This window comes from Haloplanus ruber (assembly GCF_024494725.1).
GTDB lineage: Archaea > Halobacteriota > Halobacteria > Halobacteriales > Haloferacaceae > Haloplanus > Haloplanus ruber.
Map to the genome: position 1 here is coordinate 871,139 of NZ_JANHDK010000001.1, position 22,260 is coordinate 893,398.

Sequence of the window (22,260 nt, forward strand, 5' to 3'; positions counted from 1 at the left end):
AGGACATTTAAAAACGAGGATTTGAACCTGAGGCCCGAAGCCGGAGGAGGGATTTGAACCCTCGGCCTATTCCTTACGAAGGAATCGCTCTGCCAAGCTGAGCTACTCCGGCACGCACTCTACCGTACTGCCATGACTCAAATAAGGGTTCCGAAACGGCCCGCCCTCACCGAGACAGGCGCACGTCGAGACAGACGTTGAGTTCGTGTGGCGCGTACGACCGGACCACGTGCCGGGTCAGCACCTCGACGTCGTAGCCGGCGGGGGCGGCCGCCTCGCGGATAGCCGCCTCGCCGGGGCCGAAGGGGTCGTCCTCGTGTTGGATGTCGTAGTAGTGGAGGGCACACGTCTCGCCGGCGAGCGTGACGGCGGCATCGAGAAAGTCGTCGGCACTGTGCGGGAGGTTCATCACGATCCGGTCGGCCCAGTCAGCGTAGTCGGCGGCGACATCGCGCACGTCACCCTCAATGGCGGTCACGCGGTCCGCGACATCGTTTCGACGGGCGTTCTCACGGAGGTACTCGACGGCCGCGGGGTTGAGGTCGACGCCGACGACGGTCGCGCCGCGGGCGGCCATGGGGACGGCGAAGGGGCCGACGCCGGCGAACATATCGACGGCGTGTTCGCCGTCGGCGACGGCCTCGGTGACCCGGTGGCGCTCGGTAGCTAGGCGGGGCGAGAAGTAGACGTCCGCGAGGTCGAGGCGGTACTCGAAGCCGTACTCGCGGTGGACCGTCTCGGTCGCGGGGTGGTCGACCGCGGCCTCGGGATCGGTCGCGAGGACGGTCCAGTCACGCACCCGGAGGTCGCCTTTGACCTTCGAGGCACGGTCGATCACGGCCCGAACCGGGAGGTCCGATTCGAGGATGGCGTCGGCCACCCGGTCGGCGCGTTCGGGGTCGTCCGAGTCGAGGATGGCCACGTCGCCGAGGCGCTCGTAAGAGGGATCGAACCCGAGCAGATCGGCGGGCGTTCGCTGGCTGTCGTGGGTCGGCACGTCGCGAGAGACCACCTCGTAGTCGTCCGCGACAGCCGCGGGGTCTGTCACCGGGAGGTAGAGCGCTCCGTCCTCGACGACGATTTCGTGGTCCTCGTCGACGAGATTCGCGTCGGCGAGCGCCTGACGGGTTCGCTCTCCGGCCTCCCGCGGGACGCGAACGCACGGCCGTTCCATGCCCAAGCGGTCGCTCCCCGCGGGAGTAAGGGTGACGTTTCGATCCGGTCACCGACGGGGGTCGGCCTCGGAGAGCGTATCGCGGGTAAGGGCGTCGGCCGCGGCGTCGGTGTCCGCGACGACGGCTCGAACGGTGTCGACGACGCTGTCGGCGTCGACCACGTCGCCACGGTCCCGAAGCGCCGCGTCGACCCGCCGACCCGCCGCGCCGGCGTGGTTGCGCGCCTCGACGGGACCGCCGTCGACGACGACGAGCGACGGGGACGCGGCGGCGATTCGGAGGGCCGAGAGGTTGCCGTCGGCGAGGGCGACGGGGGCGACGAGGGTGGCGTCGGCACGGCGAACCCGTTCGGTAGTGGCGGTCTGGGCCGCGTCGTCGACGGGTGCGTACGGCGGGACGGTCACGAGGTCGGCGCCGAGCGCCCGTGCCGTCTCCGCGTCGCGGTCGACCGCCCCGACGGGACCGACCGAGAGGTCGAAGCCAGCGGTGTCGAGTCGGTGAAGCAAGGGGGTGGCCACGCCGCCGCCGGCGACGACGTGGACGTGCCCGGTGGCGTCGCCCGCGTCGGCGGCGACGGCCGTCACCGACGCGGTCCCCGTGACGGGGTGGTCGACGACGGTCGCTCGGGTGTCGAACGCGGCCGCGACAGTGTCGTCGGTGAGCACCGACGCCGGCGGCCCGGAAGCCCGAATGCGGCCGTCCGCGAGCAGGCGGAGTTCGTCGCAGTATCGCGCCGCCAGGTCGAGGTCGTGGATGGCGGCGACGACGGTTCGGCCCTCGTCGACGAGCGACGAGAGGATCTCTAACGTCTGTACCTGGTGGTTCACGTCGAGATCCGAGGTGGGCTCGTCGAGGAGGAGGACGGGCGCGTCTTGCGCGAGCGCGCGGGCGAGAAAGACTCGCTGGCGCTCCCCGCCACTGACCTCGGTCACGGGCCGGTCAGCGAGGTCCGCAACGGCGGCGCGGTCCATCGCCGCCTCGACCGTGCGGTGATCGGCCGGGGTAGGCGATCCCAGCCGATCCACGTGGGGGGTCCGGCCCATCGCCACGATCCGACGCACGTCGAACGCGAACGTCGAGGCGGTCGATTGGGGGACGGTCGCCACGCGCCGACTCGCCGCCCGGGAGGGAAGGTCGGCGAGGCACTCACCGGCCACCTCGACGGCCCCCGCGTCGGGCGTGAGCGCGCCGGTGATCGACCGGATCAGGGTCGTCTTCCCGGCACCGTTTGGGCCGACGAGGCCGACGAAGGTTCCCGACTGGACGGTCGTCGACACCCCGTCGAGGACGGACACACCACCGAACGCGACGGTGACGTCGTCGACGGCGATGGCAGGGGTTGTGTTGTCGGGGTCGGTCACGGCGCGTTCACCTCTCGGGTCCGCAACAGATAGAGAAAGAATGGAGCGCCGACGGCGGCGGTGACGATGCCGACCGGAATCTCGGCGGTGCCGGAGCGGGCGAGCGTGTCGGTGGCGACGAGGAAGGCGGCACCGGCGAGCGCGCTCGTCGGGAGGAGGATCCGGTGATCGGGGCCGACCAGTAGGCGCATGACGTGCGGGACGACGAGACCGACGAAGCCGATGACGCCCGCGACGGCGACGGCGGCGGCTGTCAAGAGACTCGAAACGGCCAAGAGGAGCCGTTTTGTGCGCTCGACCTCGATGCCCAGCGAGTGAGCGTCCTCCTCACCGAGGAGGAGAACGTTCAGGTCGCGCGCGTACACGAGGAGGCAGCAAAAGCTCGGGAGAACGACGGCGGCGGCGACGGTGGCCTCGGCCCAGGTGCTGTCGTGGAGGTGGCCCATCAGCCAGTAGATGGCCTCCCGAAGGTCACGGCCGGCGTTGATGAGGAGAAAGGAGACGACGGCGCCGAGGAACGTCTGGACCGCGATGCCGGCGAGCAGGAGCGTCCCGACAGGCGTCCGGCCGCCCTCGCTCGCGAGTAGGTAGACGCCGAAGGCGGCGATGAGGGCGCCAGCGAAGGCGGCGGCAGGGAGGCCGAAGGGGACCGAGACGGGCGCGACGATGGCGGCGACAGCGCCGGTTGCCGCGCCCGCCGAGACGCCGACGATAGAGGGGTCGGCCATGGGATTTCGGAAGAACCCCTGCATGACCGTCCCCGCGGCCGCGAGCGCGAAGCCGACGACGGCACCCAGGGCGATCCGGGGCAACCGAATCGAGAGGACGATGATCCGGTGGCTCGCTGGGGCGTCACTCGTCCCCCCAAGCAGAGCCGCAAGCGCGATGTCGGCGACGCTCCCGACGCCGATCGTGACCGGGCCGACGGCGGTGCTGACGAGTGCCACGGCCGCAAGTGCGGCACAGAGTCCGCCGACCCACGCGCTCGTCCGGACGCTCACGCGCATACACGAAACCCCACTTACAGTAGCTAAAGGCTTGTTGTGCGCCGGGGCGTCGGCGCTCGCGGCTCGCGTCGCGGGCGGACGGCCCCGTCCCATCCAAAACCGTATTAGGGTCGGCCCGTGGCGTGTCCGTATGGTGGAGAACGTCATCTGGCCGGCCTACCTGGACGCGACGAAGACTCGCGCCGAAGGGCGGCGCGTCCCCGTGGACGAGGCGGTCGACGACCCGACAGTCGACGAAATCGCCGAGTCCGTCCAGCAGGTCGGCTACGACGCGGTCATCGAACGCGACAAGACCTACCCCCGGGAGTACGAACCCCGCGGGCGGGTGCTCGTCAAAGGGGCGGACGACGCCTCGAAGACCGACCTCGTCCAGGCCGCCGCGGCCTACGTGGCGATCCTCCGGGACTGATCGTGCGCCGTCTCGGCACCGTCACCCGGACTGCACAGGGGCTGGCCATCGTCCGTCCCGACGACGGCGACGACGCGCCCGACATCGGCACGATGGCCGTCGACGAGTCGCTCTCGGGCGTTGGCCGCGTGGTCGACGTGTTCGGCCCCGTCGGCCGTCCGTACCTCGCCGTCTCGCCGGACGATCACGTCCAGTTGCCCGAACTTCTCGGCACGAAGCTGTACACGCGCTGACGGCGGTAGGATGCCCCCAGCACGCGACCGGGTTAGCCAGTCGCCGTCGCGTTCGTCGCCGTCGCGTTCCCTTGCACCACTCGGACGGACTCGTTTCCGTAGACCTCTAGCGTCCCGACGACGGTGCCGTTCGGCGCGACACGCTGAACGATCAGCGAGGGATCGCGGCTGTCGGCCGCTCCGCCGCTATCGACGGTGCCGGTGTCGCCCTCAAGGAACGCGACCACCTCGCGGGTGGTCGAGACTTCCCGGACGTCGCTCGATCTGGCGTTGACGAACGCGATGTACGCGATCCCGCTACTGTCGCTGGGGACGACCCGAACCTGCCAGTAGAGTTGCCCGTCGACGACCACGGGGATCGGTTCCGAGGGGGAAAACCGGTTCCAGTCGGTCGTCCGTGCGGCCTGCCGAACGTAGTCGGTCGCCTTCCTAGCCCCGAACAGCGACCGGTCGGGGGTGTACATCTCGTAGTCGCCGGTCCGACTGTCGACCGTCCAGACCTCCTTGAGTCCCTGAGCCTCGCCGTACGGCTCGACCGCGACGATGTACTCCGGGCCGTCCTCGGTGAACACTAGGAAGGGTTGGTCGTTGTTGGCACCGGGAACGGGAGCGACCTCGATTTCGTCCTCGTGGCTGGTGAACGTGTTGACGATCCCGCGCCGATATTTCGTCGTCGCGACCTTCTTTCTGGCGAGAGCGGACGGATAGAGCCGCTGCTCTTCGAGGGCCGAATGGCTCCGTGCCTCCGCAGGCGAGAGGTCCTCGACGTTTCCGTCGCTGTCGATCAGCGCGACACCGCCCCACTCCGGAGTCGTGTACGGGAGCGGCACCCAGTGGAACGTCGGCGTCGTGTACGGCACCGCGATATACTGCTCGCCCTCGTTGACGACCATGAAGGGGTCGCCGTAGTCGACGAGATACTGGCCGCGCTTGAGCAGTTCGAACCGATAGTTGTTGTAGAAGGCTGGTCCGATACCACGTTCTAGGTCGTCGGTGACCGTCCGGACCTCGGCGTTTTGCTGTGTCATGTCGATGAGGACGGTCCCGTGTTGTCGCTTGGTGAAGTGGTTGTACGCGCCGTCCGGTGCGAGCGCGTACGACCAGTAGGGTGTCCCGTTGTTGACGGTCACGTCGCTACCGGAGATGCGGTACTGCGGGAAGTTGAGCGTGTTCGAGGCGTAGCGCGCGGCGACGCTCTTAGGCACGACCCGCGGCATCTGCGAGTTAGTTTCGTCGAGCGAGTCGGCCGTGGTGGCCGCATCGAGGGTCGACTTGCCGAGCCGTTCGCCGGCCAACAGCCCGGTGATCCCGCTTCCGACGACGAGGACGAGCAGAAACACCGCGAGCACGGCTTGTGGGCCGACGAGCGTCGTGCGACGACGGAGTGCGTACACCACGCCTCCGGCGACGAGCAACGCGAGCGGAAGGATCGGCGTCGTGTACACCGCGTAGACGATTCCGTGCAACCACGGACGAAAGTACCAGCCGGCCGCGGCCAGAACAGCCAGGACGATGAGGGCACCCCCACCGATTGAGCCTGGGGACCGGCCACGCAACCGTGCGATCCGGCGGGCGACAAATCGGAGGGCTTCTTCGATAGAGGACATCAGCAACACTAGCGGATGCAGACGGTTCACAGTATCGGATCGCCGGGCCGCGCGTCGACGCCGGGGGGAGAGTCGCAACCCCCAAACCACCCCCCGACCAAAGGGCGGCCATGAACGCACGCGAGGCCCGCGGCGTCGCCGTCGCCGCGGCGCTGTTCTTGCTCGTCCAGGTTGGCGCGCTCGCGATGGTCGGGCCGTTCGAGACTGCCGGCTACCAGGCCGTCGAGGACCCCTCCGATCCGACCAACAGCCTCGTCTACTTTGCCGCCATCCTCGTCGCGACGGGGGTGATGCTCGCGGCCTTCAAATACGCCTTCGAGCAGGCGATCCGGGCCGTCGTCGTCCTCTCCAGCGCCCTCGTCTCGTGGTACGTCTTCGCCGTCGTCGCGCCACCCCTGCTCGTCGTCGGATCGATCAACGTCCTCGCAGTCGCGCTGTCGGTCGGCGTCGCCGTCGCGTTGCTGGTCTACCCCGAGTGGTACGTCATCGACGGCGCCGGCGTGGTCATGGGTATTGGCGCCGGCGCGCTGTTCGGCATCAGTTTCGGCCTTCTGCCCGCCATCGTCCTCCTGACCGTGCTCGCGGTGTACGACGCGGTTAGCGTCTACGGGACTCGGCACATGCTCAGCCTCGCCGAGGGGGTGATGGACCTTCGCGTCCCCGTCATCCTCGTCGTCCCGCTCACGCTCTCGTACTCGCTGCGCGACGACGACTTCGGCGGCGCGAACGAGGTTCACGAGGAGGACGAAGCGGTGGCGAACGGGGACGATCCATCGACGGCGAGCGACGAGGAGGATGACGGCGACGATTCCCCCGACCGCGACGCCTTCTTCATCGGCCTCGGCGACGCCGTGATGCCAACGGTGATGGTCGCGAGCGGTGCCTTCTTCTCGCCGGCGCCGTCGCTCGGTGTGGCGGGGCTTCCGGCGCTCAACCTCCCCGCGCTTCTGGCGATGGTCGGAACCTTCCTCGGCCTCGGAATCCTGTTGTGGGCGGTGATGAAGGGCCGCGCCCACGCCGGCCTGCCGCTCCTGAACGGCGGCGCCATCGGCGGGTATCTCCTCGGGTCGGTGCTCGCGGGCGTGTCGGTGATCCAGGCGCTCGGGCTGGCGCCGTACCTCTAGTCCGCGCCGGCGCGCACCTTCACCGCCATCCCCGTCTCGAAGTCACGCATGGCGTCGGCGGCGAGTTCCGCCCGCCCCACGGCCAACAGGTCGCCGTCGGCGTGGACCACCGCCACCTCGTCGCGGGGGCGCACGTCGTCGTCGACGGCTTGGACGAACTTCGCGAAGACGTTCTTGCCGTCGCGGACGAACGGTTCGCTCTCGGAGCCGACGACGACGCGGGCCGCAGGATCGGGGAGGGCGTCGACCAGCCGTCGACCGCCTTCGAGGCCGAGCGTGAATCGGCCGTCGGTGCCGTAAGAGACGAGACGGCCGGTGTCTGCGCGGACCTGGCGGGGGCGGCCGCTCGTCGAGCGTGTCACGGTCGGGTCCTCGTCGGGCGGGAAGAGCGCCCGGCCGGCGCCGGCGCCGAACTGGTAGTCGGCGACCGTCCGGAGCCGCGGGAGTTCGTCGCGAGTCATGCCGGGGGTCACGCGGCCACGGACAAAAGCCTTCTCGGCGACCATCGCAACGCTTAGCCCCCGACCGGTCCGAGGCCCGGTATGGCACACGAACTCGGCGAGAGCGACTGGGGAGACTGGTTGCCGACCGCCGTGGCCGAGGCGGACCCGGACACGGTCGCAGTCTGGTATCTGGGCTGTAACGGGTTCGTCCTGAAAGGCTCCGAGGGGACGACGCTTCTGATCGACCCCTATCTCGGCCTGGGCGATCCGCCGCGGACGGTGCGGATGCTCCCTGTCCCCTTTGACCCGGCGGACGTCGCCGAGGCCGACGCGGTCCTCGCCACACATGAACACTCCGATCACGTCCACGGCCCGACGCAGGCACCCATCCTCGCGGCGACCGGCGCCGACTACTACGCGCCCGACGCGAGCATGGCCGTCGTCGAGCGCGAGGCCTGGACCGAGGAGTGGGGTGTCGCCGCCGACCAGTTCGTCACCGTCGCCGAGGGCGACCAGTTCGCGGTGGGAGAGTTCACGGTCCACGTCGTCCGGGTGAACGACCCCGACGCCGACCACCCCGTCGGTTACGTCATCGAGAGCGACGCGGGGACCGTCTTCCACGGCGGCGACACTCGCCCGGCCGACTCCTTTCCCAACCTCGCCGACCGCTTCGACATCGACCTCGGGGTCCTCGCGTTCGGATCGGTGGGGATGCTCCCCGACAAACAGACTCGAGAGCCGAAACGGACACGCTGGTACGCCGACGAGAACGACGTGATCCGCGCGGCGAACGCCCTCGAACTCGACCGCCTGGTACCGAGCCACTGGGACATGTGGAAAGGCCTCACCGCCGACCCGACGGTCCTCCATCACCACGCGCGGGGGTTCACCTACCCGGACCGACTGGACGTCGTCGAGATTGGCGACCGGATCGACCTGTAAGGGGTCGACGTTACCGAACGGTGAGTACCGGTGCCGCGCTCGTCCGGATCACGCGGTCGGTCACGCTCCCGAGGAGGTACCGGTCGAGTCCCGTCCGGCCGTGGGTGCCCATCGTCACGAGGTCGATATCGGCCTCGTCGACGTACGCGTCGATGGTCCGGTGCGGGGTCCCCTGTTCGACCCGGGTCACCGCGTCGATGCCGCGGCGTTCACACCGGTCCACGACCGGGTCGACGACCGCCTCGCGCTCCGTCTCGAGGTCCTCGACGACGTCGGGGACGCTCATCCCGATGCTCGACGCGCCGGCCAGCGCCTCGGCGTCGATCACCGAGAGGACGTGGACGGTGGCGTCGTACCGCTCGGCAACGGCGAGAGCGTGTTCGACCGCCGCCTCCGAGGCCTCGCTCCCGTCGACCGGGAGCAGTACCGACCCGTACGCCGGGTCGTCAGCGCCGCTCGTACCGTCGCTGTCGCCCCGCGCCGTCAGCACCGGAACCGGGCTTGTTCGGACGACGCGCTCGGCGACGCTCCCGATCAGGAGTCGGTCGAGTCCAGTCCGGCCGTGGGTACCCATCGCCACGAGGTCGACACCCTCCCGTTCGGCGTACTCACAGATCGTCTCGTGGGGGCGCCCCCGTTCGACCGTGGTTCGAACCGATAGCGCCGGATCGGCGGCGCGTTCGACCGCTTCGACGGCTTCGCGTGCCGCCCGCTCCAGCGTCTCCCGTCGCTCGGCTATCGCGGTCCCGACTGGTCCCTCGTCGACGACGCTCAGTACGATCACCTCGGCCTCGAACGCGGCCGCGAGGTCGAACGCGTGTCCGGCCGCCGTCTCGGCGCCCGCACTCCCGTCGGTCGGAACGAGAACGGTATCGTACATGGGTTAGTCACCGCCCCTGTCTCGTCGGATCGTCGTGTTGTCACTGATTCGTCCGTTCATGTGTTCGTCTGGATTCGCCACGCGCATAAACGACGGTGGATACCCCCGTGGACTGGGAACGCCCGGGGAGCGGCCGGCAATCTATCTGAGGGTGTGTCGCGTCGGTGACGTTCGCCGCCGGTTGTTTTATGCTACTACTGCGAAAGATATGGCGCATGGCGAACGACTCAGACCCCGAGACCCCGGTGTCCGTGTCCACAGGGGATGTCCGCGTGGGGAAGGGCTTCGAGGCAGAGCGGTTTCCCGTCCCGGCCATCGCCTTCGAGATCGAATCGCTCGCCGACGAACCGATCCGCATCCGACTCGTCGACCGCATCCCCGAGTCGTTCGCGATGGAGGGCGTCGGCTTCCACCCGGACTACGACAGCGACAACTGGACGGCCTATCGCGACCACCGCGTCGCCTACGAGCGGACGCTCGACCCGGGTGAGTCCGTGCTCACAGTGTACGGCATCCGCATCGACGACCCCGAGGAGGCGACTGCCTTTCTCGACGAGCCAACGGTCGAACTGCTCGATATCGACACCGGTGACGACGACATCGACGCGGACACCACGGGGAGCGAGGACGTCCTCGGCCGCGAGACGACACAGGTCGTCCGCGACGCCCTCTCCGGGAACGGCGCGGCCGACCTCTCCGCGGCGGGGTCCGAAGCGGCGAGCGATGCCGACGCCGAATCGGCACCGCTCCTCGGCGACGAGGGCGTCACGCCCCAGCCGACCGACGACGACCTCGCGTCGGCCATGGGGGACCGGGACGAGTCGGTACACGCCGTCGACACGGCGGACGAGGACGGTGAGGCGATAAACGAGAGCGACGAAATGATCGGCGAAGGCGACGAGATGATCGGCGAAGGCGGTGAGACGATTGACGATGACGATCAAATGATTGGCGAAGACGACGAGATGGTCGACGAGGACGACGAGGCGATGGATGAGGACGATCAAGTAACGGAGGAACCCGAGGCGGTCGGGCACGCGGACGCCGCGGCGGCACTCGATCCGCAGGCAGGCGACGGGACAGCAGACGACGATGCGGCGAGCGACGAGATGACAGAAGACGGCACGGGCGACACGACCGAGGCCGACGCGTCGGCACCGACGGCGGACGACGACACGGCGACACCGACGGCGGACGACGACACGGCGGCCGTGACAACGGACGACGACACCGACGGCGGTCCCACGGCCACGCCCGGGTCGGTCGCCTCGGCCCTCGCCGCAGAGATCCGTGCGGGATCGGTCGACGACGACGACCTGGCGGTCCTCCGCGAGGCCTTCGAGGACGAGGTGCCGACGAGCGTCGACGTCCGGGTGAGTCGGCTCCAGTCCCAGGTGGAGGACGTACTCGCCTACCGCGACGCCCTCGCCGACTTCCTCGACGAGAACGGCACCGCCGAGGCGGTGCTCGGGGACGTGAGCGAGGACTTGGCCGACCTGCACGACCGGGTCGACGACCTCGACAGGTCGCTGTCGGCGGCCGCCGACGACCGCGCGGCCCTCCGCGAGGAGGTGACGGAGACGGCCGACGCCGTCGCGGACGCGAGCGAACGACTCGACGCTGTCGAGGGGGCGAGCGAGCGACTCGACGCCGTCGACGACGACCTAGATCGGATCGAGTCGCGCCTGGCGCGTCTCGACGAGCAACTCGCGGCAGTCGAGGACGTGGAGGCGGACATCGAGGAGATCCAGTCGGAACTCGACGACCTGCAGTCGTTCCGAGACCGACTCAACAGCGCGTTCGGCCCCGGCGACGGGTGACAGCAAAAGCGCAATGGGTAAATCCCGCGGTCGCGTCCTCTCGGTAATGACCGAGACGGTTCAGGTTGCCGTTCCGCGCAAGGGGCGCCCGCTGGAGGCGGTTCTCGAACGGTTCGCCGCCGTCGCCGATGCCGACGCTCTGGCCGACGACGTGTCGTCGACGCTTCGCTACGAGAAGGCGATCACCAAGGGTGAGGCGACGGCCGACCGCGGCGCGTACGAGCGGTTGGCGGCCTACTCGGATCTCTCGGACCCGACTCGTCCGGAGTACACCCTGCTTCGGGACGACCGCGAAGGGAAACCGCGGCGGATCGTCTTCGACAGCGCAATGGTGCCGGTCGGGGACGTGCGTGTGGAGTTGATCGGCCGCGAGGAACCGTTTCGCGCGCTCCGTACCCACGAGTTCGGCCTGGGCTTCGACAGCGCCGACCTCGTGTTGGAGGAGGTCGTGACGCTCGACGAAACGGGCGTGGCGTCCATCGCCGACGTGAACGCACGGATCGATCCCCGCGATACAGACGTACGGATCGTGAGTGGCCTAGGTGATACGGTGTATCACACCCTGCTCGCGACGCCGGAGACCCTGCCACCCGGGGTCGATCTCGACCGCGACTTCGTCGCCGACTACGCCGGCCCACTCTGTATCTCGCCGCGGTACGAGCGCCTCGTCAGGGCCGTCCTCGGGACGCGAGCGCTGACGGACGTGACGTTCCGGTACCCCGACGCCACCGCCGAGGAGGAGGCGGCTGTCGCGGACGTGGGACTCGGTGTCTATCTCACGATGACGGGATCGACCGCCCGGGACCACGGCCTCGTCGTCGGCGAGAATCTGTTCCCGAGCGAGACGGTGCTGATGGAAAACGTCGCGGAAACCGACGGGGCCGCCGAGCGCCTGAAGTCGTCGCTGGCGGTCGCGGGCGAGAAGACGGCGATCCGTCCTTAGGCGGCGCGGGCCGCGTCGGGATCGGTGCCAGCCTCCAACAGTTCCGTGTACCGGTTGCGGACCGTCACCTCCGAGACGTCGCTCACCGAACACACCTCCTTCTGGGTCACCTTCTCACCTTCGAGGATCGAGGCGGCGTAGAGCGCGGCCGCCGCGAGGCCGACCGGGCTCTTGCCGCTGTGGACGCCGCTCTCCATCCCTTCTTCGAGGAGCGAGCGCGCACGCGTCTTCGTCGCGCCGTCGAGGTCGAGGTCGGAGGCAAAGCGCGGGAGGTATTCGAGGGGGTTGGCGGGTTCGATAGCGAGGCCGAGTTCGCGGACGATGTAGCGGTAGGCCCGCGAGAACTCCTTGCGCTCGACCCGGCTGACGGGGGCGAACTCGTCGAGACTCCGCGGGACCGAGGCCTGACGGGCGGCGGCGTAGAGTGACGCCGTCGCCATCGCCTCGATGGAGCGGCCACGAAGCAGGTCGTCCTCGAGCGCCCGCCGGTAGACGACACTCGCGGTTTCGCGGACGTTCTCGGGAAGGCCGAGTGCTGACGACATCCGGTCAATCTCGCCGAGGGCCTGCTTCAGGTTGCGCTCTTGGGCGCTCTTCGAGCGGAAGCGCTCGTCCCAGGTTCGGAGGCGTTGCAGTTTGCGCCGCTTGCTCCCGTCGATGGTTCGTCCCTTCGCGTCCCGGTCCTGCCAGTCGATGACCGAGGAGAGGCCGTCGTCGTGGAGGAGCTTCGTCGTCGGCGCGCCGACGCGGCTTTTCTCCGCCCGCTCGTTGGAGTCGAAGGCGCGCCACTCCGGCCCGTGGTCGATCTCGTCCGCTTCGACGACGAGGCCACAGGACTCACACACCGTCTCGCCGTGTGCTTCGTCGGCGACGAGCGCCGCATCACACTCCGGACAGACGGATTCCTCGGTGCGTTCCTCGTTCTCGACATCGGTCGTCTCGTGCTGTTCCCCGTCGGCCTCTCGCAGGGAGTGGGGCTGGTGGCTCATGATTGTCGGTGGCGGCGTGTCGCCGCAGTCGTCTCGTCTCATTCACCCGTACGCTTGGTAGGATCTTAATAGTTTCTCCTATGTTTTGATTCCAATCGAAACAAGGTGTGGTAGAGACAGTCAACCGCAGCGTGCGGACCCGACTCTTTTTGGTGGTGTCATCCTAACGCCGGAGCGACACAGGAGACGCTCGTCGTGACCCCAACAACATCATCGGACGCCGGTATCGACTCGCTCGTCGAGGAGGCGGTAGAGACGCTCCGGACGTTCGAACTCACCGAGTACGAGGCGAAATGTTTCGTGGCGCTCATGCGCCTGCGCGAGGGCACGGCGAAGGAGGTGAGTGAGGTTGCGGACGTGCCACGCGCCCGAATCTACGACAGCATGGACGCACTCCAGGACCGGGGCCTCGTCAGCGTCCAGGAGTCGAAGCCGCGGCGCTTCCGAGCGGTTTCACCGCGCGAGTCGGTCGAACTCCTGGAACAGGAGTGTCGGACTCGCCTCGACCACCTCGGCGCCGTGTTGCCCCGTCTCGGGTCGCCGGACCGCTCGTCGAGCGCCGGCGAGGTCTGGACGATGGAAGGCGAGACAGCCGTCTCGGAACGCCTCGCGACGCTCGTCGGCAACGCGGACGACGAGGTGTTGCTGGCGGTTGCGGTCGACGCACTCCTCGGTGAGGATTTGCTCGCCGCCCTCGGCGACGCCGTCGACCGCGGCGTCGAGGTGGTGATCGGCTCACCCGACGAAGGGATTCGGCAGCACTTCGTCGATACCATCGACGGCGCAGAGATCGTCGAAACCCAGACCTGGTGGGAGGGCGTTCCCATCGAGGCAGGCGCCGTCACGAGCGTCTGTATGGTCGACGGCAACGCCCTCCTCGTCAGCGCCGACGCCGCGACCGACCTACCGGGTGTCCGCAAACACCGGGCGGTCTGGACCGACAGCGCCGAGGCGCCCGTGGTCGGGATGATGCGCCCGCTCCTAGCCTCGGCCATCCGGGGCGACTAGGGAAACTCACCGTCCTCGACGGCCTCGCGGTACGCCGCCACCGCGTCCTCCATTTCGCCACGCACGTCGCCGAACGACTCGGCGAATGGCGGGGGTGACGCCGACAGGCCGACCACGTCCGTCAACACGAGCACCTGCCCGTCGGTCTCCGCCCCGGCACCGATACCGATCACCGGGATGTCGAGGTCCGCGGTCACCTCGGCGGCCAGTTCCGAGGGGACGTGTTCGAGCACCAGCGAGAACGCGCCCGCCTCCTCGTGGCGCCGCGCGAGGTCCTTTATCTCCTGGGCGTCGGCCTCGGTCGTCCCCTGTCGGGTGTAGCCGCCAACTTGGTTGACCCGCTGGGGCGTCAACCCCAGGTGGGCCATGACCGGAATCCCCAACTGGACGAGGCGCTCGGTCAGCGCGACGGTGTGTGGACCCGACTCGATCTTGACCGCGCTCGCGCCCGCTTCCTTGACGAGTTGTCCGGCGTTCTCGATCCCCGTGTCGTCGTCGGCGCCGTAGCTCAGAAACGGCATGTCCGCGACGACGAGAGCGTCCTCCGTCGCCCGGACCACGGCGCCCGTGTGGCTCGCCACGTCCGCCATCGTCACGGGAAGTGTCGAGTCGTAGCCGAGCACGGCGTTGCCCATACTGTCGCCGACGAGGATCATGTCGACCCCGGCGGCGTCGACGATTGCGGCCGTCGGTGCGTCGTACGCCGTGAGCATCGTTAGCGGGGTCGTATCCGCCGACGCCTGCCTGATATCCTGTACCGTTGGCATCGTCGTCCGACTCGGCCGCCGGGGAATTAACGATACCCCTCAGCGGTGTCCCGCGCCAGCCTCCCACCCGCGGATCAGCGCCGCGAGCGTCCGGTTGACCGGAACCGACTCGCCGACCGTCGCGGCGCGCTCGACCACGTAGCCGTTGACCGCCTCGATTTCCGTCCGGCGACCGGCGGCCACGTCTTGATGCATCGACGAGCGGTTCCGCGCCGTCTCGCGGACGACGTCGGCGATGGCCTCGCGTACCGTCGCTGCCGACAGATCGACCCCGTCAGCGCGCGCGACCCGCGCCGTCTCCGTGCCGGCGGCTGTTGCCACGTCGGCGAGGCCCCCTGGTGGCGTCAGCGCCCCGTTCTCGACGCGGGCCAGCGCTGTGACGGGATTGATCGCCGCGTTGATCGCCAATTTCTGCCAGAGTCGATGGCGCACGTCGGTCGTCGCCGTCGCGTCGAGGCCGGCCGCGCGGAACGCCGCGGCCACGCGCTCGCTCCGGTCGACGGCGTCGGCCGGTCGCCAAGGACCGATCGTCACCCGCCCGCGGCCGAGCCACTCCACGTGGCCGGGGCCGGCGAGCCGTGCCCCGTGGGTCGTCGTGCCCGCGAGCACGGGAGTGTCGAGGCCGGCCGCGAGTGTCTCCTCGTTGCCCATCCCGTTCTGAAGCGAGCAGACTGCCCCCACGTCACAGGTCGCGAGGTCGTCGACCACGCCGGCCGTATCGTACGCCTTGACGGTCACAAGCGCGAGGTCCGCGCTCGCCGCCCCGATGTCGGTCGTCGCGCCCGGCCTCGTCCTGAAGGTCTCGACGCCCGTGACCCGGAGGCCGTCGGCCTGCACCGCCGACATGTGTGGATTCCGACCGACGAGTGTCACGTTGTGGGTGCGGGCCAGCAGACCGCCGAGAAGGCTCCCGAGACTGCCGGCTCCGACGATCAGAATCCTCACGGGACGTGTGGGGTGCGTTCCGGGGTGGTCGGGGTGGTACAGTTCTCCGGTTGCATCGTGGATCGATCCGACGTTCGCCGTCCCGCCCGATGAGTGTTGGTGACGCCTGCGCCGCTTCGAAATTCATTGTTGATAATTCCGCCAGTAGAATTATATGTCGTCACTCGGAGGTACAGGTATGGCAGCAACGAGCGAGAGGAACGTGCGGATGGACGGGTCCCTGCACCGATCGGACATCGACTGGGACCGACGCGAGCCGGTGAGCCACGCCGTGCAAGCCGCTCTCAGCGACGTCGAAGACTGTTCGGCGATGGAACTCGACCCCCTCGCCGACTACGTCGATCCGGACGCCCTGGAGGCGTTTTTCACGGGTGATCCGGCAGAACTGGCTGGACGAGGCCTCACCTTCGAGTACGGCGAGTACACAGTCCACGTCGACGGCGCCGGGCGCGTACTCGTCGACTGAGTTTTTCACTCCGCCCGCAGCAACCGGGCTTCTAAGTACGCGTCCAGTTCCCGACGGACGGCCGCGATGTCGGTGACACCTTCTGTCGTCGCCTGGCGAATGGTCGCGCCGCTCATCGTCGTCAGGACGAACTCGGCGACTGGTTCCGGATCGACCGACCGGTAGGCGCCCTGCTCGATTCCGCGCTCTACGATGTCAACGAGGCCGCGCTGGAATATGCGGTCGTTGGTCGAGAAATACTCCCGGAACACCCGGTTGTGTGGCGACTGCCCGCGCAGTTCCACCATCACGTTCGTGAGTTCGGCGCGCTCGGCGTCGGCGTCGGGGGCGAGCACAAAGTCGAGCAGGTTGCGGAGGCAGTCGTGTGCGTCCGTCGTCGTTGGCTGGGGCATCTGTGATTTGAGGTGATCGAGCAGGAACTCCAGCAACGCGACCAAGACGTCGTCCTTGCCGTCGTAGTGGCGATAGATGAGCGACTTACTCTTCGGGAACTCGTCGCCGATCCGCTGGATAGTCAGGTTCTCGTATCCGTGCTCGATCAGCGCATCGTAGGTGGCGCGCATGATCGACGTTCGCGTGTCCGCGGGGGAGTCGAAGGGAGGATCGAACGCCACGGTGACTGAACGTTCATTCACAAGTTATATAACTCGTTCCCTCTACGCCTCCAATGCGCTATCAGCCGTCGACGGTCACCCCGTGCCGTCGATACCCCCCAAAACACCCTCCGGGAGAGAGCCCTCCCGACGACCACACCTCACACATGCGCGCCTCACACCGCAACGTCCTTCTCACAGTCCTCGTCGTCGTCGCTGCCGTCGCCGCGACGGGCGTCGCGGCCGGTCAGTCCTCCGGGACCGTGATCGGTCGGCCGAACATCGACGTCTACACGTCGACGACGGAAGTCGAACCGGGCACACAGACCGATATCGATCTGGTCCTCTCGAACGACGGCCGCCTGAGTCGCGGCGGCCCGGCGCAACACGAAGAGCGAGTCACCACCGCCCGCGGCGTCGCCGTCGACGTCGAGAGCGGCAGGACACCGTTCGAGATCAACACCGGGCGGGTCGCCGTCGGGGAAGTCCCCCGCGGCACCACCACGACCGACTCCATCTCGATTACCGTCCCCGAGAACGTCGACCCCGGCCGCTACCGGATTCCTGTCACCGTCTCCTACGCCTACACGGTGAGCGTCGAGTACAGTTCCGTCGGCTCCCCCGAGTACAACGACCTCTCGCGGGAGGAGACCCAGTACATCACGCTCCGCGTCCGCGACCGGGCGCAGTTCGAAGTAGTCGACATGGAGACGACGACACAGGTCGGCGACACGGGGACCCTCGCCGTCGAACTCCGTAACCACGGGACCCAGACGGCCAGCGACGCGAGCGTCGTCCTTTCGGCGTCGACGGACGAACTCACCTTCGGGAGCGGGTCGACGTCGTCCACAGGCTATGTCGGCGCCTGGGAACCCGGCACGACCGAGACGGTCGAGTACACCGTCGCCGTCGACGACGACGCGGCGCTCAGGAACTACAGTCTGGGCGCAACCGTCGAGTACGAGGACACGGACGGCATCGCCCGGACCTCGAATCCGCTTTCGGTGGGGATGCGCCCCTCCCGCGAGCAGTCCTTCGCGCTCCGGGATACGAACGCCGTCCTGCGGGTCGGCGAGGACGGACGCTTCGCCGGCACCGTTGTCAACCGCGGGCCGGACACCGCTCGCCAACCCGTCGCCGTCCTCACGTCGTCGAACCCGAACGTCAACATCGAGTCCAACGAGTACGCGCTCGAAACCCTCGCCCCGGACGAAACCGGGGCGTTCGACTTCGACGTATCGGTCAGCGACGGGGCGAGCGCGAGCACCCAGCAGTTCAACGTGACTGTCCGGTACCGCAACCAGCGCGGTGACGTCCGCCGGAGCGACGCACTCGAAAATCGGGTGCAGATCGAACCGCAGCGCGACCGGTTCCGCATCGAGGCGATCAACCGAACCGTCGTCGCGGGTGGCACCACGACCCTGGACATCCGTGTGACCAACCAGGGTGACGAGCCGTTACGCGACGTCGAGGCGAAGGCGTTCGTCCAGTCCCCGCTGTCGAGCGACGACGACGAGGCCATCGTCTCCGCGCTCGATCCCGGCGAGACGGCGACGATCACCGTCGGCCTGAGCACGAGCGGGAACGCCCTCGAGAAGCAGTACCCCGTCTCCGTCGACTTCCAGTACGAACTCCCAGATGGCGACACGGAGGTGTCGCGGACCTACCAGGTGCCGGTGACAGTCGAGCGACAACAGAGCGGTGGTCTGCCGTTCCTGCCGATCACCGTCGGCGCCCTCGCGGTGGTCGGCCTGGCGCTGTTCGTCTACCGACGCGGTGGGGAAAGCGAGGACGGGAGCCCCTGACTGACACGTGCCACCGAGCATCGACGATATTCGGGTCGACTCCCAGCGATTCATCGACACCCTCGACTCGTGGATCGTCGACCGTCCCGGGCGGGTCATCCTTCTGTTCTTGCTCGTCTCCGGGCTGTTCGTCCTCGGCTTGGGTGGTGGCGGGACCGACTCCGGCACCGATCAGTTCACCGAGGACGTCCCCGCCGAGCAAGCGCTCCAAGAGGTTAACGACAACTTCGAGCGTGTCACCTTCGGCGACGACTCGGGGACGACACAGCTGATACAGTCGGGGACGAACGTCCTCTCGAAGCCGGAGTTGTTGCGGATGTTGGAGGCTCAGCGCCGCCTCGCTGACAACGACGACTTGGACGTAACGGGGACGACGAGCGTCGCCCGCGCCGTCGCACGAACGCTCGACCCCTCGGCGGACAGCCTCGACGAGGAGATCAGGGCCGTCGAACGGTCGACGCCCGGCGAAATTGACCGAGCCGTGCGGACGACCGTCGCAGCGGACCCCGGCTTACGGGCCCTCCTCAGCGAGGATTACAACGCCCGGTCGGCGTCGGCGTCGGCGGCCATCGGCACCGTCTCCCACCGCCTCCCCGGCGGCGCGAGCGATGGGTCGGGGACGAGCGGCTCGAGTCCCCTCACGTCGATACAGCTCCGAGCCGAGTACATCGTCTCGTCGGTCGGCGGCGATATCACCGTCTTCGGGAGCGGCATCACAAGCGACGAACTGGGCAATGTGATCAACGACTCGCTCGCGCTGGTGGTTCCAGCGGCGCTCGTGCTCATCCTCCTCTTTCTGATCGTCGCTTATCGGGACCCGGTCGACCTCCTGCTTGGCCTCGTTTCGCTCGGAATGGCGATGCTCTGGACGTTTGGCTTCATGGGCCTCGCGGGCATCGCCTTCTCGCAGTTGCTCGTCGCCATCCCGCCCCTGCTGCTGGCGGTGGGCATCGACTTCGGCATTCACGCCATCAATCGCTACCGCGAGGAACACGTCGGTGACGTGAGTGTCCGCGCGGCGATGCGGACCGCCACCGATCAACTCGTCGTCGCCTTCTTCATCGTCACCGGGACGACTGTCCTCGGGTTCGCGGCCAACCTGAGCAGTAGCCTGAGTTCGATCCGAGAACTCGGCATCGTCGCCGCCGTCGGTATCGTCTTCACGTTTTGCGTCTTTGGCGTCTTTCTCCCCGCGGCGAAGGTGTACGCCGATAGCTGGCGCGAGCGCCTCGGTATCCCCGAGTTCGGGTCGTCGGCGCTTGGCTCCGAGCGGTCGCTGCTCGGCCGGATCCTGCCGGTCGGGGTCTACATCGCCCGGGGAGCGCCGCGGCTGTTCCTCGTCGTCGTCCTCGTGTCGACGGCGGTGATGGGCCAGTACGGCGCCGGCGTCGACAGTCGCTTCACGCAAGACGACTTCCTCCCGCCGGAGAACGCGCCGGCGTATCTCGACCACGTCCCCGAACCCTTCCGCCCCGGCGACTACACCGTCACCGAGACGACACACTTCTTGGAGCGGAACTTCCAGACCGGCGAGGAGGACACCACGACAGTCTACGTCGAGGGACCCTTACATCAGGATTACGCCCTCGAAGCACTCTGGAAGGCGGGCGACGATCCGCCGTCGAGTTTCGTCGCGGACGGGGGTCACGCACGCGAGACGAGCATCGTGACCGTCATCCGGCGTCGGGCCGAGCGCGACCCCGAGTTCGCGGCGCTAGTGGCGCGAAACGACCGGAACGACAACGGGATTCCCGACGACAACCTCCGAACGGTCTACGCCGCCCTCCTCGACTCACCGGCGCGGGAGCGGGCGCTGAACTACATCACCGACGACTACACCAGCGCCCGGATCGAATACGCCGTCGAGGCCGACGCGTCACAGGAGGAGGTTACCGACGACACGCGCCAAGTGGCCGACCGCGTTCGCTTCGAGGCGACGGCTACCGGTGGCGTCATCGTCCTGAAGGCCGTGTCGGACGTGATCGGCGAGTCGGCGTTCCGTAGCCTCGTCATCGCCCTCGTCGCGGCGGCGGCCTTCCTAATCTTGGTCTACGCAGTTCTGGAGGGACGCCCCTCACTGGGGCTGGTGAACGTCCTCCCCATCGCCGTCACCGTCGCGGCCCTCGCCTCGACGATGCGCTATCTCGACATCCCGTTCAACGTCCTCACCGGGACGAGTCTCTCTATCGCCATCGGCCTCGGCATCGACTACTCGGCACACCTCCTCCACCGGTTCGTCGAGGAGTACGACGGGTCGACGGACGTCGACGATGCCCTCGTCGAAACCGTGCGCGGGACCGGGGGTGCCCTCACCGGGAGTATGCTGACGACCGTCTCCGGACTCGGCGTACTGTGGCTCGCCATCTCGCCGATTCTCGGACAGTTCGGCCTGCTGATCGCGTTGAGCGTCCTCTACTCGTATCTATCGTCGATCCTCGTGCTCCCGACGACGCTCGTCCTCTGGGACCGGTACGTCGCGACGGGACCAGGGCGCGACCTGACGCTCGGTGACGCCGATCCGGCCGCGGACTGACCCAACCGGCCGCGGACGAGAAGTATCAGACCTGAGAACCCGACGGGCGAACTTATTACGGGGTGGCGTGAACGTCGGGGCAACGATCACATGACTCGGGACCCGATCACAACGATGCATCCGGCGAACGCACACGGAGGACGAGCATGAGCGAGAACAACGGTCCCTCGGCGGCCGAACTCGCCGAGATGGTGGACGCCGACGAAGCGGAACTCGACGACCGGATCGAAAGCACCCTGAGCGAACTCGACGTCTCCGGGGCGACAGGAGACGACGCCGCCGACGCGGCGTCTGTCCCCTCGTTCGGCGACGGACCGGACGAGACGGAGACACAAGACGACGACAACGACGGGACGAGCGACGAGGAGACCGTCTCAGTGTTGGAGTTCGTCCTCGGCGACGAGCGGTACTGCCTCGATATCTCCTTCATCGAACAGATCGTCGAACGGGGGACGGTCACTCGGATTCCGAACGCGCCGCCTTTCGTCGAGGGCGTGATCGACCTGCGTGGAGACATCACGACGGTCATCGACCCCAAGGAGACGCTGGCTGCCGAGGAAGAAGGCAACGGCGACCTGATCGTCGTCTTCGACCCAGGGCAGATGGACGACGAGTGGAACGTCGGGTGGGCGGTCGATGGCGTCCGCCGCGTCTCGACCGTCTCCCTGGCGGAAGTCAAGGAGTCTCCGGTCGACGAACCGTGGATCAACGGCGTGGTGAAACGCGACGAGGACGGCGAATTCGTTATCTGGACGGAGCCGGGCGAACTCATGCGCTCCGACGCCCGAGACTGACGGCAGATCAGCGCCGGCGGATGAACTCCGGGAGCCGAACCCGGTCGAGTCCGTCCTCCGGAACGGTGGTCCGATCCGGCCGCGAGAACATCTCCGGTGGCCCGTCGGGTGACTCGCGGACGTCCTCGCCGCCAGAGGCGGCGTCGACGTCGACATCGTCGGTGTCGACGACGAGTTCCTCCCAGACGCTCGTCGACTCCGCCGCGGTCCGACCGGACGCCTTGCGGCGCCCCTCCTCGTAGGCCAGTTCGATCAGGCTTCGTTCGTAGGTCGTATCGGTGGCCTCACACACCCGCTCGTACTCCTCGCGGTTCGGCTCGCCGAGACTCCGAGCGACGCCCAGAGCGAACGCCCGTTCGAGCGCGTCCGCCTTGTCGAGGTCGTCCCACTCGGTGCCGAATTCGGACTCGTACATG

The 22,260-nt window shown here is 68.0% G+C and carries 22 protein-coding genes and 1 tRNA gene; 11 read left to right on the forward strand and 12 right to left on the reverse strand.

Annotated elements, in window-relative coordinates; translation table 11 throughout:
- Positions 1-38: 38 nt before the first annotated feature.
- The 4 genes from NO878_RS04595 to btuC form a co-directional block, all read right to left on the reverse strand.
- Positions 39-112 (reverse strand) — tRNA-Thr (locus NO878_RS04595).
- Positions 113-166: 54 nt separating this feature from the next.
- Positions 167-1,174, reverse strand: a complete 1,008-nt coding sequence (locus NO878_RS04600) for a class I SAM-dependent methyltransferase (RefSeq protein WP_256404784.1) — start codon at positions 1,172-1,174, stop codon at positions 167-169.
- A gap of 48 nt (positions 1,175-1,222) precedes the next feature.
- A complete protein-coding gene (locus tag NO878_RS04605; RefSeq protein WP_256404785.1) occupies positions 1,223-2,536 on the reverse strand; it encodes an ATP-binding cassette domain-containing protein in 1,314 nt (437 codons plus the stop codon).
- Positions 2,533-3,543 (reverse strand): vitamin B12 ABC transporter permease BtuC, encoded by a 1,011-nt coding sequence (btuC, locus tag NO878_RS04610; protein ID WP_256404786.1) that lies wholly within the window; start codon positions 3,541-3,543, stop codon positions 2,533-2,535. Before btuC ends, NO878_RS04605 begins: the two co-directional genes overlap by 4 nt.
- Before the next feature lie 130 nt (positions 3,544-3,673).
- Here btuC and srp19 point away from each other — a divergent pair, with 130 nt between their 5' ends.
- Positions 3,674-3,952, forward strand: coding sequence for a signal recognition particle subunit SRP19 (srp19, locus tag NO878_RS04615; RefSeq protein ID WP_256404787.1), 279 nt, complete (start codon positions 3,674-3,676; stop codon positions 3,950-3,952).
- A 2-nt stretch (positions 3,953-3,954) separates the two neighbouring features.
- The gene (locus NO878_RS04620) at positions 3,955-4,185 is read left to right on the forward strand and encodes an H/ACA ribonucleoprotein complex subunit GAR1 (RefSeq protein WP_256404788.1); all 231 of its coding nucleotides are present in this window, start codon (positions 3,955-3,957) and stop codon (positions 4,183-4,185) included.
- A gap of 32 nt (positions 4,186-4,217) precedes the next feature.
- On the opposite strand, the gene NO878_RS04625 is transcribed toward NO878_RS04620, so the two are convergent.
- Positions 4,218-5,792 carry a hypothetical protein gene (locus NO878_RS04625; protein ID WP_256404789.1) on the reverse strand — a complete coding sequence of 525 codons (1,575 nt, stop codon included), beginning with the start codon at positions 5,790-5,792 and terminating at the stop codon, positions 4,218-4,220.
- Between the two features lie 110 nt (positions 5,793-5,902).
- Between NO878_RS04625 and NO878_RS04630 the strand changes: the two genes are divergently transcribed.
- Positions 5,903-6,916 (forward strand): presenilin family intramembrane aspartyl protease PSH, encoded by a 1,014-nt coding sequence (locus NO878_RS04630; protein ID WP_256404790.1) that lies wholly within the window; start codon positions 5,903-5,905, stop codon positions 6,914-6,916.
- Here NO878_RS04630 and NO878_RS04635 read toward each other — a convergent pair.
- Entirely contained in the window at positions 6,913-7,377 is a 465-nt protein-coding gene (locus NO878_RS04635; protein ID WP_256404791.1) for a PUA domain-containing protein, read from the reverse strand. The genes NO878_RS04630 and NO878_RS04635 overlap by 4 nt on opposite strands.
- An 81-nt stretch (positions 7,378-7,458) precedes the next feature.
- Between NO878_RS04635 and NO878_RS04640 the strand changes: the two genes are divergently transcribed.
- A complete protein-coding gene (locus NO878_RS04640) occupies positions 7,459-8,301 on the forward strand; it encodes an MBL fold metallo-hydrolase (protein WP_256404792.1) in 843 nt (280 codons plus the stop codon).
- A 10-nt stretch (positions 8,302-8,311) separates the two neighbouring features.
- Here the strand turns inward: NO878_RS04640 and NO878_RS04645 are convergent, their stop codons facing one another.
- Entirely contained in the window at positions 8,312-9,181 is an 870-nt protein-coding gene (locus NO878_RS04645) for a universal stress protein (RefSeq protein WP_256404793.1), read from the reverse strand.
- Positions 9,182-9,396: 215 nt separating this feature from the next.
- Between NO878_RS04645 and NO878_RS04650 the strand changes: the two genes are divergently transcribed.
- Together NO878_RS04650 and NO878_RS04655 are read left to right on the forward strand one after the other, a co-directional pair.
- The gene (locus NO878_RS04650; RefSeq protein ID WP_256404794.1) at positions 9,397-11,001 is read left to right on the forward strand and encodes a hypothetical protein; all 1,605 of its coding nucleotides are present in this window, start codon (positions 9,397-9,399) and stop codon (positions 10,999-11,001) included.
- A gap of 46 nt (positions 11,002-11,047) precedes the next feature.
- Positions 11,048-11,944 carry a phosphoribosyltransferase HisG-related protein gene (locus NO878_RS04655; RefSeq protein ID WP_256404795.1) on the forward strand — a complete coding sequence of 299 codons (897 nt, stop codon included), beginning with the start codon at positions 11,048-11,050 and terminating at the stop codon, positions 11,942-11,944.
- Here NO878_RS04655 and NO878_RS04660 read toward each other — a convergent pair.
- Positions 11,941-12,933, reverse strand: a complete 993-nt coding sequence (locus tag NO878_RS04660; RefSeq protein WP_379824191.1) for a transcription initiation factor IIB — start codon at positions 12,931-12,933, stop codon at positions 11,941-11,943. The genes NO878_RS04655 and NO878_RS04660 overlap by 4 nt on opposite strands.
- A gap of 195 nt (positions 12,934-13,128) precedes the next feature.
- Here NO878_RS04660 and NO878_RS04665 point away from each other — a divergent pair, with 195 nt between their 5' ends.
- Entirely contained in the window at positions 13,129-13,941 is an 813-nt protein-coding gene (locus NO878_RS04665; RefSeq protein WP_256404797.1) for a TrmB family transcriptional regulator, read from the forward strand.
- Here NO878_RS04665 and panB read toward each other — a convergent pair.
- Both panB and NO878_RS04675 read right to left on the reverse strand, forming a co-directional pair.
- Positions 13,938-14,708 carry a 3-methyl-2-oxobutanoate hydroxymethyltransferase gene (gene panB, locus NO878_RS04670; protein ID WP_256404798.1) on the reverse strand — a complete coding sequence of 257 codons (771 nt, stop codon included), beginning with the start codon at positions 14,706-14,708 and terminating at the stop codon, positions 13,938-13,940. The genes NO878_RS04665 and panB overlap by 4 nt on opposite strands.
- 39 nt (positions 14,709-14,747) lie before the next feature.
- On the reverse strand, positions 14,748-15,653 hold the full coding sequence (locus NO878_RS04675) for a ketopantoate reductase family protein (protein WP_256404799.1): 906 nt from the start codon (positions 15,651-15,653) through the stop codon (positions 14,748-14,750).
- Between the two features lie 178 nt (positions 15,654-15,831).
- Here NO878_RS04675 and NO878_RS04680 point away from each other — a divergent pair, with 178 nt between their 5' ends.
- The gene (locus NO878_RS04680; protein WP_256404800.1) at positions 15,832-16,119 is read left to right on the forward strand and encodes a HalOD1 output domain-containing protein; all 288 of its coding nucleotides are present in this window, start codon (positions 15,832-15,834) and stop codon (positions 16,117-16,119) included.
- A gap of 5 nt (positions 16,120-16,124) precedes the next feature.
- Here NO878_RS04680 and NO878_RS04685 read toward each other — a convergent pair whose 3' ends face one another.
- Positions 16,125-16,733, reverse strand: coding sequence for a TetR/AcrR family transcriptional regulator (locus tag NO878_RS04685; protein WP_256404801.1), 609 nt, complete (start codon positions 16,731-16,733; stop codon positions 16,125-16,127).
- 146 nt (positions 16,734-16,879) lie between these two features.
- Between NO878_RS04685 and NO878_RS04690 the strand changes: the two genes are divergently transcribed.
- The 3 genes from NO878_RS04690 (at position 16,880) to NO878_RS04700 (ending at position 21,844) form a co-directional block, all read left to right on the forward strand.
- Complete coding sequence (locus NO878_RS04690; RefSeq protein ID WP_256404802.1) at positions 16,880-18,517, forward strand: COG1361 S-layer family protein; 1,638 nt, start codon at positions 16,880-16,882, stop codon at positions 18,515-18,517.
- Positions 18,518-18,524: 7 nt separating this feature from the next.
- Positions 18,525-21,050, forward strand: coding sequence for an efflux RND transporter permease subunit (locus tag NO878_RS04695; RefSeq protein ID WP_256404803.1), 2,526 nt, complete (start codon positions 18,525-18,527; stop codon positions 21,048-21,050).
- Positions 21,051-21,196: 146 nt separating this feature from the next.
- A complete protein-coding gene (locus NO878_RS04700) occupies positions 21,197-21,844 on the forward strand; it encodes a chemotaxis protein CheW (RefSeq protein ID WP_256404804.1) in 648 nt (215 codons plus the stop codon).
- Positions 21,845-21,851: 7 nt separating this feature from the next.
- On the opposite strand, the gene NO878_RS04705 is transcribed toward NO878_RS04700, so the two are convergent.
- Positions 21,852-22,259 (reverse strand): DUF8057 family protein, encoded by a 408-nt coding sequence (locus NO878_RS04705; RefSeq protein ID WP_256404805.1) that lies wholly within the window; start codon positions 22,257-22,259, stop codon positions 21,852-21,854.
- Between the last annotated feature and the right edge of the window lies 1 nt (position 22,260).